Below are 12406 nucleotides of genomic sequence, written 5' to 3'. Positions count from 1 at the left end.
CCTCCAAGCCCCCACGAATGCGAGGTCTTGGAGGGCGGTTTCAGCCACGGACTGCGTTTAGAGGTCCAGGTCGGACTCGAAGTCCGCGGTCTCCAGACGGTCCTTGATGGTGGTGATGAAGCGGCCGGCGTCGGCGCCATCAACCACCTGGTGGTCGTAGGTGAACGGCAGGTAGCACATCTGGCGGATAGCGATGGCGTCCTGGCCGTCCTCGGTAACCACTACCGGGCGCTTGGTGATAGCCGCGGTGCCCAGGATGCCGGCCTGTGGCGGCACCAGGATCGGGGTATCGGACAGCGCGCCCTCGGAGCCGATGTTGGTGATGGTGAAGGTGGCACCCATCAGGTCGTTCGGCTTCAGCTTGTTGTTGCGGGCCTTGTCAGCCACCTCGACGATAGCCTGAGCGATCTCCGGAAGGGTCATGTCCTGAGCCTTGTGGATGACCGGGGTCAGCAGACCACGCGGGGTATCGACGGCGATGGCCACGTTGACGTCCGGGTGGTAGGTCATCTCCTTGGTCTCCGGGTTGTAGGACGCATTCACGTTCGGGTGGGAGACCAGGGCCTCGACCGTTGCCTTCACGAAGAACGGCAGGTAGGTCAGGTTGGTGTTGTACTTGTCCATGAAGGCCGGCTTGGACTTCTTGCGCAGCTCTGCGACGGCGGTGACGTCCACCTCCTGCACGTGGGTGAGCTGTGCGGAAATCTGCAGCGCCTCAACCATCTTGGACGCGGTGATCTCGCGGATGCGGTTGACCTTCTGGGTGGTGCCGATGAGCTCAGCCTTGGCCGGATCCACGGACTTGGTGGACCAGTTGGCGCGGGCGCCCTTCGGAGCCTGCTCGGAATCAGCAGCGGTGTCGCCGCCTTCGATGGCAGCCAGCACATCCTGCTTGCGGATGCGGCCGCCCAGGCCGCTGCCGCTCACGGAGTTCAGGTCCACGCCGTGCTTGTCAGCCAGCTTGCGTACCAGCGGGGTGACATAAGGAACGTCGTCGCCGTTGTTGACCTTGGAGGACGAAGCAGAAGCAGCGGCCGGTGCGGACTTCTCCTCAGCCGGGGCCGCTTCCTTCTTGTCTTCGGCAGGCTTCTCTTCGGCCTTAGGTGCTTCTTCCTTTGGCTCTTCCTTAGTTTCTTCCTGCTTCGGAGCTGCGGCGTCGCCGGAGCCGACGCGGGCGATGACCTGGCCGACGTCGACGGTGTCGTCTTCTTCGGCGAGGATTTCAAGCAGGGTGCCGGCTACTGGGGAAGGCACCTCGGTGTCGACCTTGTCGGTGGAGACCTCGAGCAGTGGTTCGTCGACCTCGACGGTGTCGCCGACGGCCTTGAGCCAGGTGGTGATGGTGCCTTCGGTGACGGATTCGCCGAGTTCCGGCATTTCTACGTCGGTGGCATCACCGGAAGCGGCCGGGGCCGCTTCCTTCTTGTCTTCGGCAGGCTTCTCTTCGGCCTTAGGGGCTTCTTCCTTTGGCTCTTCCTTAGTTTCTTCCTGCTTCGGGGCTGCGGCGTCGCCGGAGCCGACGCGGGCGATGACCTGGCCGACGTCGACGGTGTCGTCTTCTTCGGCGAGGATTTCAAGCAGGGTGCCGGCTACTGGGGAAGGCACCTCGGTGTCGACCTTGTCGGTGGAGACCTCGAGCAGTGGTTCGTCGACCTCGACGGTGTCGCCGACGGCCTTGAGCCAGGTGGTGATGGTGCCTTCGGTGACGGATTCGCCGAGTTCCGGCATTTCTACGTCGGTGGCATCACCGGAAGCGGCCGGGGCCGCTTCCTTCTTGCCCTCGGCAGGCTTCTCTTCGGCCTTATCCTCGGCTGGCTTTTCCGCAGCCTCAGCAGGCGCAGCATCGTCCGCAGAAGCGGCCGCGGAGCCACCGGTGGACTCGCCTTCCTCGCCCACGATGGCGATAACCTGGCCGACATCCACGGTGTCGTCCTCTTCCGCCTTGATCTCGAGCAGGACGCCCGCGACCGGAGACGGAACCTCGGTGTCTACCTTGTCAGTAGACACTTCGAGCAACGGCTCATCCACCTCGACGGTGTCGCCGACGGACTTCAGCCACGTGGTAATCGTGCCTTCGGTGACGGATTCGCCCAGTTCGGGCATCTCTACGGAGTGCGCCATGAGATAAAGACTCCTTGATAATCGATAAATACTTGAGAAAGCTTCGCTCCCAGCCTACCGCGTCGACGCAAACTTTGAGTCACTTAGACCCCAAAACGTAGTAGTGCGGTCTGGCGGGCACATATAGAATGGTAAACCGTGTTTAACCCATTCCGTCGCAACAGGTCCTCGTCCACCCTCCGGCCACCCCGTGCGCCCGGCGAGACCATCAGACAACCCGACGCCGTCGCGCTGCAGGAATGGGCAGCCGGACGCGTCATGCTTGAGGCCTTCGTCGAGCCCGAGACCGTGGTCAACGAAATGTCCGTCGTGGTTGTCGACGCCAACGGCGAATTCATCCGCCGCCCCATCGGCGGGCCAAAGGGTATCGACGCCGTCGCCACGCTGCTGGGCTGCCCCATCTACGACGTCGAGGACACCGGCTACCCGCAGCGCATGCGCGACCGCCTGGAGCGCGAACGCATCCTGCGCAAGCGAGAGGAACAAAAACGGCGCCGCGAACGCTTGGAGCGTGGCGACGCCGACTAGCGGCGTTGCCCGCGCGGGGGCGGGCAACGCCGCAGATGACTGCGGTAGAGACTACGCCTGCGCGGCGATGTCCTCCAGCGTGGCAATCATGGTGCGGGTAGGTACGCCAGTGGAGCGCGGCACGGTGTAACCGCGGGCGCCGGAGCCGTTCCAGGACGGTCCCGCGACGTCGATGTGCACCCACTCGATGCCCTCGCCCACGAACTGGGAGAGGTACGTGCCCGCGAACTCCATGCCGCCGTCGCGGCCGATGTGGATGTTGCGGATATCCGCGGTCTTGGACTTGATGTCCTCATCGTGCTCCGCCAGCAGCGGCATGGCCCAGGCGTTCTCGCCGACCTCGCGGCCCAGCTCCGAGACGCGGTCGCGGAACTCGTCGGTGCCCATGACGCCCGCGGTGCGGTTGCCCAGAGCGACGATCTGCGCGCCGGTGAGCGTCGCGGTCTCGATGAGGTAATCCGGGTTGTCCTCGCTCGCGCGCGCGATGGCGTCCGCGAGCACGAGGCGGCCCTCGGCATCAGTGTTCAACACCTCGGAGGTCAGCCCGCCGTAGTGGACGATGACGTCGCCCGGGCGGGTCGCGGAGCCGCTCGGCATGTTTTCTGCCAGCGGCAGGGTAGCGGTGACCTTGATCGGTAGCTCCAGCTGCGCGGCGGCGAACACGGTGGCCGCCACGGCAGCGGAGCCGCCCATGTCAGAAATCATGTCCCACATGCCGTTGCCCGGCTTCAGAGAGATGCCGCCGGTATCGAAGGTGATGCCCTTGCCGACCAGGGCGACGGACTTGGCGTTTTTCTTCAGTTTCTTCGGTTCCCAGGTCAGGCGCACCAGGCGAGGTGGGCGCTGCGAGCCCTTGCCCACAGCCAGGATGCCGCCGAAGCCCTGGGCTTCCAACTCGTTTTCATCCAGAACCTCAACCGCCAGGCCGAGCTTGCCCGCCTTGGCCACCAGGGCATCGGCGTAGGACTCCGGGTACAGGAAATTGGAGGTGGTGTTGACCAGGTTGCGCGCGAACGCGGTCTCGGTGGCGATGATGCGTGCCTTATCGACGACTGCCTGCGCCTCCTTGGCATTCTTGCCCTTGGCGCCCGTGGAAGCAGAATCAAGGAACACCACCTTCGCGGCGGGGCCCTCGCCCTCGCCGGCCTCGGCGGAGCGCACACCGCGATGGGTATAGCCGCCCAGGATGAATCCCTCAACCGCGGCGCCGAGGCCGAAATCGCCCAGGGTGGTCACCACTGTGTCCGCGCCCTTGACCGCCCGCGCTGCGGTGCCGGCCGCGCGGCGAACCGTGTCCTCGGCCAAATCCTCGGCGTCACCCAGGCCCACTGCCACGAGGTAAGAAGCGTCTGCCTTGGACGGAGCGGGCAGCTTGGTGATCTCTTCCGCCTTGCCGGTGGCGCCGACGGCGGTGAGGGCGTCGAAGACCTCGCGGGTCGCCGCGGCGTCGAGAAGCGCGGTGCCCGGGAGCTCCAGGTCTTCCTCGCCCTTGGTGACAGCCACGACCAAGGCGTCGGCGCCCGCAGGAGCGGCCGTGGCGAACTCGACCTCGCTGGTCAGGCCCGCCACGGGAACGGCGACCTCGGAGGGCTGAATTACGGTGCGCTGCGCGGCGGCGTCCTGCTTCTTGTTCTTCTTCATGAGAGCCATGAGTGTGAACTGTCCTTTCTGAGAAAGATTATTTCGTCTATATCACTTCTACCAGTTGTCACGAGGGCGTATGGTTTTTGGTATGACTTTCCCGAACTTTGAGATTAACCGCACCGATTCTCCCACCCCCGCCGAGCGCCGCGCCGAGATACTAGACAACCCCGGGTTCGGCGACTTCTTCACCGACCACATGGTGACCATCGACTGGAACGAGGAAGAAGGCTGGCACGCGCCGCAGGTTCGTCCCTACGGACCATTGGAGCTGGACCCCGCCTCCAGCGTCCTGCACTACGGCCAAGCCATCTTCGAAGGCATCAAGGCCTACCGCCAGCCCGACGGCACCATCAAAACCTTCCGGCCTGACCACAACGCCCGGCGTCTCCAAGACTCCTCGCGCCGGATGGCCATGCCGGAGCTGCCGGAAGAGGCCTTCCTGGAGGCGCTCAAGCAGCTCGTAACCATCGACGCCGACTGGGTGCCCGCCGCCGGCAGTGAGGCCGCTCTCTACCTGCGGCCCTTCATGATCTCCACCGAGGTGGGCCTGGGCGTGCACCCGGCCAACGCCTACCGCTTCGTGGTCATCGCCTCGCCGGCCGGTTCCTACTTCACCGGCGGCCTGAAGCCCGTGTCCGTGTGGCTGTGCACCGACTACGTGCGCGCGGCGCCCGGCGGCACCGGCGCGGCGAAGTTCGCAGGCAACTACGCTGCCTCGCTTCTGGCGCAGCAGCAGGCACAAGAGAAGGGCTGCGACCAGGTGGTGTGGCTCGATGCCATCGAGCACGAATACATCGAGGAAATGGGCGGCATGAACCTCATGTTCGTCTACGGTCAGGGCGACTCCGCTCGCGTGGTCACCCCAGAGCTCTCCGGCTCGTTATTGCCGGGCATCACCCGACTGTCGCTGCTGCAGATTGCCCAGGACATGGGGCTGGAGGTGGAAGAAACCCGCATCTCCACCACGCAGTGGCGCGAGGACGCCGCCTCCGGTGCGATGAGCGAGGCCTTCGCCTGCGGCACCGCCGCGGTGATCACCCCGGTAGGCACCGTGAAATCCGATAGTGGCGAATTCACCGTCGGCGACAACGTGTCCGAGGGCGCCAGCTGGGCGCTAAAGTTGCGTGAGCAGCTTACCGGCATCCAGCGCGGCACCGTGGAAGACACCCACGGCTGGCTCTACACGCTGGTGGCAGAAGCCTAAAGCCGCTGGTTGAGTACTAGTCCGCCAACAGCTCGATGCCGGTGCGCAGCAGCGGAAGTGCCAGCAGCGCGCCGGTGGCCTGGCCGGTGCGCAGCTGCAGATCGAGCAGTGGCTCCAAGTCCATGTCGGCGAGCGCGAAGCGCTGGGAGTGCTCCGGGCCCATGCTCGCGGCCAGCGCCCAGCGATGGACGCCGGGGTACAGGCGATCCGCAATCAGGAGCGCGGCGGTGACAAAGGCGCCGTCGATAAGCAGGGGAGTGCGGCGCTGCGCGGCGCGCACGCACAGGCCCACCAAGGTGAGGAAATCCGCCGAGCCCGCGAGGCGCGCCACGTTCCAGGGGTCGTCGGCAAAATTCCGGACGCGGAACATGGCGTCGCGCAACGCGGACACCTTGGTCTTCCACATCTCATCGTCCGCGCCCGAACCGGGGCCGACGATGGCCACGGGCTCCTTGCTGAGAATCGTGCCGACGATCGCGGCGGCGACGGTGGAATTGCCCACGCCGATATCGCCGGGGATGAGCAGATCGCAGCCGCCGTCGACCTCCTCATCCGCGATGGCCAGACCGCGCTCGAAGGCTTCCTGGGCGGCCTCTTCGCTCAAGGCGTCTTCACGGGTGATGTCCCCGCTTGGAGGCGCCGCCGCATCCGCCACCACCCGCACGGATACGCCCGCGGCCCGCGCTGCCGTAGCCGCGGGGCCAGCGCCCATGTTGAGCTCATTGGCCTGCTCAGCGGTGGCCGCAACGGCAAACGCCGACAGTGGCCCATACTCGGCGGTGGATTCCAGAGCGTGCGCGAGACCGTGCTCGCCAGCCACGATGACAGCACGCGCCGCGGTGATGGGGCGCGCGGGGGCCTGGCCCTGGCAGCTGGCTAACCATGCCACGGTAGGCACGAGCCGACCGAATGAGACCCCGCGCGGGGTCGCGGACGCGCCCGCCACGACGGCGGCGAAAGCGTCACTGTCTGGGGCGGGGAGGGGAGCAGCTGCTGAAGGATCGACCATGATTGTCCAGCCTAGACGCCTTTAAACGGTGTCGCCCACGGCGACGCGAGGCTTCGGTGTGCGCCACTTACGTGGCTGGTTAGCGCGCGAGTAGGCGTACATGCCCAGACCGAAGCCCGGCTCCGTGGAGTTCGGGAACTTCTCGAGCACGGCCTTGTTCGCGCGGCGGCCGATAATGACGCCCTCCGCGCCGAAGACGACGATGACCACAACGCCCAGCAGCGTCGCCACGGTGGACACCTGCGGGCTGTAGATGCCAATGAACATGCACAGCAGCATGACCAGCAACATTGGCATAATCCACTCGTTGAGGAAGCGCTTGGAGTCCACCCAGTCGCGGACATACCGGCGCTCCTCGCCGCGATCACGCTCCATGAGGTAACGCTCGTCGCCAGCCGCCATGCGCTCCTGGGCGCGCTTGGTCTCCGCCTGGCGCTCCGCGCGCTCCTTCTTCTTGTATTCCTTCCACTCCTGCTTGGACATGGAAGCCTTGAGCTCCTTGCGGTTCTGGCGCCGCTGGGCGTCAGTCATGCCGTGGGGATCGCGGCGCACGCCGCGGGCAATTTCCTGCTCCACGCGCTTCGGGGTGGGGCGACCCTTCGGCGGGGTGTAGCCCTTGGGATAAGACTTGTTTTCTTCCATCTCACTCACGTTGACTAAGGTTACAAGGCCTGGCCACGGAAGTGGGCATCAGGCACGGGGCGGGAAATAAATGCAGGGGTGTCAACGTTGCAACCACTACACCAAGGTTTCTCCACCCGTTCCGTTGTTTAATTCGCTTCGAAAACGGAGTAGGGTGGTGCACCATAGAACCGCTAACGCTTTACAAGGAGAGTGTATGACTGCCCCAGCATCCGCCACCGGCGTCATTTTGACCGAGGCTGCTGCCGCCAAGGCAAAGGCCCTGCTAGATCAGGAAGGCCGCGACGACCTTGCACTGCGCATTGCCGTGCAGCCAGGCGGCTGCGCAGGCCTGCGTTACCAGCTTTACTTCGATGACCGCGCCCTGGACGGCGACAAGGCCGACGAGGTCGGCGGCGTGAAGCTCGTCGTAGACAAGATGTCCGTGCCTTACCTGACCGGCGCGACCATTGACTTCGCTGACACCATTGAGCAGCAGGGCTTCACCATTGACAACCCGAACGCCGGCGGCTCCTGCGCCTGCGGTGATTCGTTCAACTAAAACTTTTGCGTTGCGTGCCCGCGGCCCCCTTGGGGTCGCGGGCTTTTTGTTGTGCGCGCGCATTGTGGCGGCGTGGGCATTGTGGTGGCGTGAACATTGTGCAAAAACTGTAAAAGCTCCCCAAGTTTCGCGCTGAAATCGGAGCTCTCGCAGTTTTATACAAGCTGACGTATTCTCGGGGTGTTCCTCGGGGGAGGGACACCAATCACAAGGGGGATTGTGTATCCCTTGGTAGTGACAGGTGTATCTCGGAATACGTTAAGCGCGATGGTGAAGCGTGGCGACGCCGTGCGGGTGGCGCCGGGCGTGGTGTTGCGGCGCGCGCCGTCGGCAGGCGAACTCGTAGAGGTGCTTGCCCAAGCGTGGACTCCCGAGCTTTTGCGCTGGCTGCGCTGGAAGAAGTGTACGCAGAGAAGAATGGCCTTCAGTTCTTGGAAAGGCATGAGGCGGTAGCGCCGCGGCTCACGGCTTGGGCCCGGGAACTCCTGGGGCAAGCGGCGATCGGCGCGGACAGCATGCCCGAGCGTGAGGTGGTCCGCGACCTTAAAGCGCGAGGCCTGAAGGTGCAGTCCAACTACCGCATCGGGGACTACCGCTGGGACATCGTGGTGCCACGCACGAAGGTGGCGGTGGAGATCGACGGTTTCCGCTACCACTCGTCCGAGAACGCGGACACGTTCTTCCGCGACCGGTGGAAGGGCAACGACGCTACGCTGCGCGGGTACACCGTCCTGAGATATACCGGCGCGTGCGTGAAATATCACCGAGAGGACGTGGTGTGCCAGATCATCAGCGCCTGCTCGGGTAAGCCCTTTCTCCCGGCGGCGCTATGGCGATGGCATGTGCGCATAGCGCCGTTGTAGGTGGTGAGGGCCTAAAGACGGACCGGGTAGTCCTTGTCCTCAATCTGGGGATCGATGCGGTGCTCGACGAAGATGCCGTGCCACACCATAAACGCCAAGACAGTCCAGAGGCGGCGGGAGTGATCGGAGACGCCGTCGCGGTGCTCCTTGAGCATCTCCATGACTTCCTTCTTGTTGAAGATGTCTTCGGTCTGCGACTCATTAATGGTGTCCTGGGCCCAGCCGAACAACTCGTCGCCGGCCAACCAGTGGCGCATTGGCACTGGGAAGCCCATCTTCTTGCGGTGCAGCACGTGCGCGGGAACGATTTGTTCCATCGCCTTACGCAGCGCGTACTTGGTGGTGCCGTTGGCGATCTTCAGGTCGTGCGGGATGGTCTCCGCCACCTTGAAAACTTCCTTGTCCAGGAACGGCACGCGCAGCTCCAGGGAGTTGGCCATGTTGATCTTGTCGGCCTTGACCAGGATGTCGCCGCGCATCCAGGTAAACAGGTCCAAGTGCTGCATGCGGGCAACCGGGTCCATGTGGCGCGACTGCGCGTAAATAGGCGCAGTCACCTCCTTGTGATCCCACTCCTCCTCGGCCCACGGGATGACCCGCTGCATCTGCTCGAAGTTGAAGGAACGGGCGTTGCCGTAGTAGCGCTCCTCCATGGTCATCGACCCGCGGTTGAGCAGGGACTTGCCCTTCATGCCCTCGGGCAGGACCTGGGAGAGTCGGCCCAGGCCGCGGCGCAGCGGGGAAGGGATCTTCTCAAACGGCGCGAGCGAGAGTGGTTCCTTATAAATGGTGTAGCCGCCAAACAGTTCGTCGGCACCCTCGCCGGACAGCACCACCTTGACGTGCTTGCGCGCCTCCTGGGCCACGAAGAACAGCGGTACCAGCGAGGGATCCGCTACTGGATCGTCGAGGTACCACATGATTTTCGGAATGGCGTTAGCGTATTCCTCCGGGGAGACAATCTTCACGATGTGCTCCACGCCAATGGCCTCGGCGGACTCGGCGGCCACGTCGACCTCGGAGTAACCCTCGCGCTCGAAGCCGGTGGTAAAAGTCAGCAGATTCGGGTTGTGGCGCTTGGCCAGGGTGGCGATGGCGGTGGAGTCGATGCCGCCGGAAAGGAAGGAACCCACGGTGACGTCGGCGCGCATATGCTTTTCGACGGAGTCCTCCAGCACGCGGGCGATGCGATCGAACAACTGCTGTTCTTCGCCCTTAGTTACTTTCTGGACCGGGAACTGCGGACGGAAATAGCGCTTGGCCACAACCTCGCCGCCGGGGGTGAGGGTAGCGGTGCAGCCGGATTCGAGGCGTCGAATAGCGGAGTGCAGCGACTCCGGCTCCGGCACATACTGCAGGTCGACGTAGTGCTCGATCGCGCGCCGGTCAAGCCCGAGGTCTAGATTCATCGCCTCCGCCATCTCCAGGATGGACTTCTTCTCCGAAGCGAAAACGGTGCCCGCCGGGGTGGTTGCGTAAAACAGTGGCTTGATGCCGAACTGGTCGCGGGCGGCGAACATCGTCTTGGTTTCGGTGTCCCAGATGACGATGCCGAACATACCGCGCAAGTGTTCCACCACCTGCGCGCCCCAGTGATGGTATCCGACGACAATGGGTTCGCCGTCGCCTTCAGTATTAAAGGTGTACCCCGCAGCCTGGAGTTCCTCGCGCAGCTCAATGTAGTTGTAAATCTCACCGTTGAAGGTGAGGGCGTAGCGCTCCGGGTTATCCTCCGGGCCCCAGCGCAGGGGCTGGTGTGAGTGCTCCAAGTCAATGATAGACAGGCGGTTGAAGCCGAACACGGCGTCGCTGTCGTTCCAGGTGCCGGCGGCGTCAGGGCCGCGGTGGCGCATGCAGGGCAGGGCGCCTTCTATGGCGGGCACGAACTGGGAGGCGCTGCCATCGGCGCTGAGGAAACTCAATAGGCCACACATGGGGGAAGTAGTCGCTCCTTAACTATGAAGTATTACCGGGGCACTAGCTTACGGCGCATCGGGGGCGAGAGGGGAACGCGCCACGGATTTCTGCAGCTTCCCCGATTGGGTGCAAACTTTCGGTTGAAGGTGCCGCCATCCTGTTGTGAATTGAGTTACAAACCTGTGCGGAGCGTGGGGGCACTCGTGTGTGTAATAACCGCCTAGCCTGTAACATCCTGTGTGCAGTGAGAAAGCTGAGCGCCGTGGGTGCCGAAACGGTTCCCCATTTCAGTGCGGGAAAAACCCCTGGATCCACTATCCTTAGTGGGTAGGAATGCTCGCAGAGCGTTCAGTTTAAGTTTGTGTGGACAGAAAGGCAGAACACACGTGGGACAGCGAAACAAGCGCACCCTTGCCCGTAAGGCGGGTCTAGCTGGCGTTATCGCTATGGGCGGCTTCGCCTTGGCGGGCTGTGAGGTTGCTCCGCCAGAGGCGATGGCGAACATCCTTGACTTCGGTTGGCCGGATGGCATCACCCCGGAGGCTGAGGCAATGCGCAACTTCTGGATTTGGGTCTGGGTCGCGGCCTGGGCAGTTGGCATCGTGATGTGGGGCATGTTCCTCACCGCGATCTTCCGTTGGAACGCGAAGCGTGCCAAGAAGGCTGGCAAGGGCGAGTTCCCGAACCAGCTGCAGTACAACGTCCCGCTGGAGCTCGTTCTGACCTTCCTGCCGGTCGTGGCCATCATGGTCCTGTTCCTGTTCACCGTCCAGACGCAGAACAAGGTCGTGGCTCTCGATAAGGAGCCGCAGGTTGCTGTGGACGTCACCGCCTACCAGTGGAACTGGAAGTTTGGTTATGCAGAGGTTGCTGGTGACTTTGCGGGTGGCCAGGACTTCAACGGTGCTGACGAAGAGCGCAACAAGTTGGCAGAGAAGTCCTCTAAGGATCCGGAGGACATGAAGAACGCCAACCCCATCCATGGCAAGTCCATGGGTGACCTCTCCTACCTGAACTACAACACCATGGAGACGGTGGGCACCACCGAGGAGGTTCCGGTTCTGGTTCTTCCGACGCAGACCGCGATTGAGTTCCGCCTTGCTTCTGCTGATGTTTCCCACTCGTTCTGGGTTCCGGAGTTCCTGTTCAAGCGCGACGTCTACGCGCACCCGGAGAACAACCAGCAGCAGCGTGCTTTCCAGATTGAGGAAATTACCGAGGAAGGTGCCTTCGTCGGCCGCTGTGCTGAGATGTGCGGTACCTACCACGCCATGATGAACTTCGAGATCCGCGCCGTGAGCCCGGAGAACTTCCAGAAGTACATGCAGTTCCGCATCGACAACCCAGAGGCTCCTAACTCTGAGGCTCTGGCTCACATCGGTGAGGATCCGTACGCCGTGACCACCCAGCCGTTCAACTCTTCTCGTACCACCCGCGACGGCGAGAACTTCGTCGCTCCGAACGAGAAGGCATAGGTTAAGGAGAATTAGCAATGCGCGCAGGTTCTAAAGTCTTCTACGCTATCGCGACGTACCTGGGTATTTCCCTCATCGTCTACATCTTCGGCACTGTCTACGTCAAGGATGATGGTTACCTCTACGGTGCGGAGTGGGCAGGTACCGTTGGTCTGCTCCTAGCCTTCCTGTTGGCCATGATGCTGGCTGGTTACCTCCACTTCACCGAGGCTCGAATGGACATCCTCCCGGAAGACTGGGAGGAGGCCGAGGTTGAGGACAAGGCCGGTATCTACGGCTTCTTCTCCCCGTGGTCCATCTGGCCGTTCTTTATGTCCGTGGCGATTGCGCTGCTGGGCTTCGGCATCATCTTCATGTACTACTGGTTGATCGCCTTTGGCGCGGCCGCTCTGGTCTTCGCCTGTGGTGGACTTTCCCTGCAGTACGGTCTGCCTAAGGAAAAGCACTAAAGCTTCTGTTGTG

At 63.2% G+C, this 12406-nt stretch carries 11 protein-coding genes; 6 read left to right on the top strand and 5 right to left on the bottom strand.

Annotation, left to right across the window (positions count from 1 at the left end; all coding sequences use genetic code 11):
- Positions 1–57: 57 nt before the first annotated feature.
- Positions 58–2121 (bottom strand): 2-oxoglutarate dehydrogenase, E2 component, dihydrolipoamide succinyltransferase, encoded by a 2064-nt coding sequence (gene sucB, locus H0194_RS02290; protein WP_185176265.1) that lies wholly within the window; start codon positions 2119–2121, stop codon positions 58–60.
- Between the two features lie 138 nt (positions 2122–2259).
- Between sucB and H0194_RS02285 the strand changes: the two genes are divergently transcribed.
- Positions 2260–2649: an oxidoreductase gene (locus H0194_RS02285; RefSeq protein ID WP_185176264.1), complete on the top strand. Its 390-nt coding sequence runs from the start codon at positions 2260–2262 to the stop codon at positions 2647–2649.
- A gap of 51 nt (positions 2650–2700) precedes the next feature.
- On the opposite strand, the gene H0194_RS02280 is transcribed toward H0194_RS02285, so the two are convergent.
- Entirely contained in the window at positions 2701–4290 is a 1590-nt protein-coding gene (locus H0194_RS02280) for a leucyl aminopeptidase (protein WP_185176831.1), read from the bottom strand.
- 91 nt (positions 4291–4381) lie between these two features.
- Here H0194_RS02280 and H0194_RS02275 point away from each other — a divergent pair, with 91 nt between their 5' ends.
- Positions 4382–5497, top strand: coding sequence for a branched-chain amino acid aminotransferase (locus tag H0194_RS02275; RefSeq protein ID WP_185176263.1), 1116 nt, complete (start codon positions 4382–4384; stop codon positions 5495–5497).
- Between the two features lie 16 nt (positions 5498–5513).
- Here the strand turns inward: H0194_RS02275 and H0194_RS02270 are convergent, their stop codons facing one another.
- Positions 5514–6506: a nicotinate-nucleotide--dimethylbenzimidazole phosphoribosyltransferase gene (locus H0194_RS02270; protein WP_185176262.1), complete on the bottom strand. Its 993-nt coding sequence runs from the start codon at positions 6504–6506 to the stop codon at positions 5514–5516.
- Between the two features lie 21 nt (positions 6507–6527).
- On the bottom strand, positions 6528–7148 hold the full coding sequence (locus tag H0194_RS02265; RefSeq protein ID WP_185176830.1) for a DUF3043 domain-containing protein: 621 nt from the start codon (positions 7146–7148) through the stop codon (positions 6528–6530).
- 196 nt (positions 7149–7344) lie between these two features.
- On the opposite strand from H0194_RS02265, the gene H0194_RS02260 reads away from it, so the two are divergent.
- Positions 7345–7689 carry a HesB/IscA family protein gene (locus tag H0194_RS02260; protein WP_185176261.1) on the top strand — a complete coding sequence of 115 codons (345 nt, stop codon included), beginning with the start codon at positions 7345–7347 and terminating at the stop codon, positions 7687–7689.
- 362 nt (positions 7690–8051) lie between these two features.
- Positions 8052–8552, top strand: a complete 501-nt coding sequence (locus tag H0194_RS02255) for an endonuclease domain-containing protein (RefSeq protein WP_185176260.1) — start codon at positions 8052–8054, stop codon at positions 8550–8552.
- An 11-nt stretch (positions 8553–8563) separates the two neighbouring features.
- Here H0194_RS02255 and asnB read toward each other — a convergent pair whose 3' ends face one another.
- On the bottom strand, positions 8564–10486 hold the full coding sequence (asnB, locus tag H0194_RS02250) for an asparagine synthase (glutamine-hydrolyzing) (protein WP_185176259.1): 1923 nt from the start codon (positions 10484–10486) through the stop codon (positions 8564–8566).
- Between the two features lie 369 nt (positions 10487–10855).
- On the opposite strand from asnB, the gene ctaC reads away from it, so the two are divergent.
- Both ctaC and ctaF read left to right on the top strand, forming a co-directional pair.
- The gene (ctaC, locus tag H0194_RS02245) at positions 10856–11944 is read left to right on the top strand and encodes an aa3-type cytochrome oxidase subunit II (protein ID WP_185176258.1); all 1089 of its coding nucleotides are present in this window, start codon (positions 10856–10858) and stop codon (positions 11942–11944) included.
- Positions 11945–11961: 17 nt separating this feature from the next.
- Positions 11962–12393 carry an aa3-type cytochrome oxidase subunit IV gene (gene ctaF, locus H0194_RS02240; RefSeq protein WP_185176257.1) on the top strand — a complete coding sequence of 144 codons (432 nt, stop codon included), beginning with the start codon at positions 11962–11964 and terminating at the stop codon, positions 12391–12393.
- Positions 12394–12406: the final 13 nt, after the last annotated feature.

Origin of the sequence: Corynebacterium incognita (assembly GCF_014217255.1) — a bacterium.
In the GTDB taxonomy this organism is placed as follows: Bacteria; Actinomycetota; Actinomycetes; order Mycobacteriales; family Mycobacteriaceae; genus Corynebacterium; species Corynebacterium incognitum.
This window is presented reverse-complemented; position numbering and strand designations above follow the sequence as displayed.

Coding starts and splice junctions, on each gene's coding strand:
- sucB (WP_185176265.1), bottom strand. CDS start 2,121: ATGGCGCACTCCGTAGAGATGCCCGAACTGGGCGAATCCGTCACCGAA.
- H0194_RS02280 (WP_185176831.1), bottom strand. CDS start 4,290: ATGAAGAAGAACAAGAAGCAGGACGCCGCCGCGCAGCGCACCGTAATT.
- H0194_RS02275 (WP_185176263.1), top strand. CDS start 4,382: ATGACTTTCCCGAACTTTGAGATTAACCGCACCGATTCTCCCACCCCC.
- H0194_RS02270 (WP_185176262.1), bottom strand. CDS start 6,506: ATGGTCGATCCTTCAGCAGCTGCTCCCCTCCCCGCCCCAGACAGTGAC.
- H0194_RS02265 (WP_185176830.1), bottom strand. CDS start 7,148: ATGGAAGAAAACAAGTCTTATCCCAAGGGCTACACCCCGCCGAAGGGT.
- H0194_RS02260 (WP_185176261.1), top strand. CDS start 7,345: ATGACTGCCCCAGCATCCGCCACCGGCGTCATTTTGACCGAGGCTGCT.
- asnB (WP_185176259.1), bottom strand. CDS start 10,486: ATGTGTGGCCTATTGAGTTTCCTCAGCGCCGATGGCAGCGCCTCCCAG.
- ctaF (WP_185176257.1), top strand. CDS start 11,962: ATGCGCGCAGGTTCTAAAGTCTTCTACGCTATCGCGACGTACCTGGGT.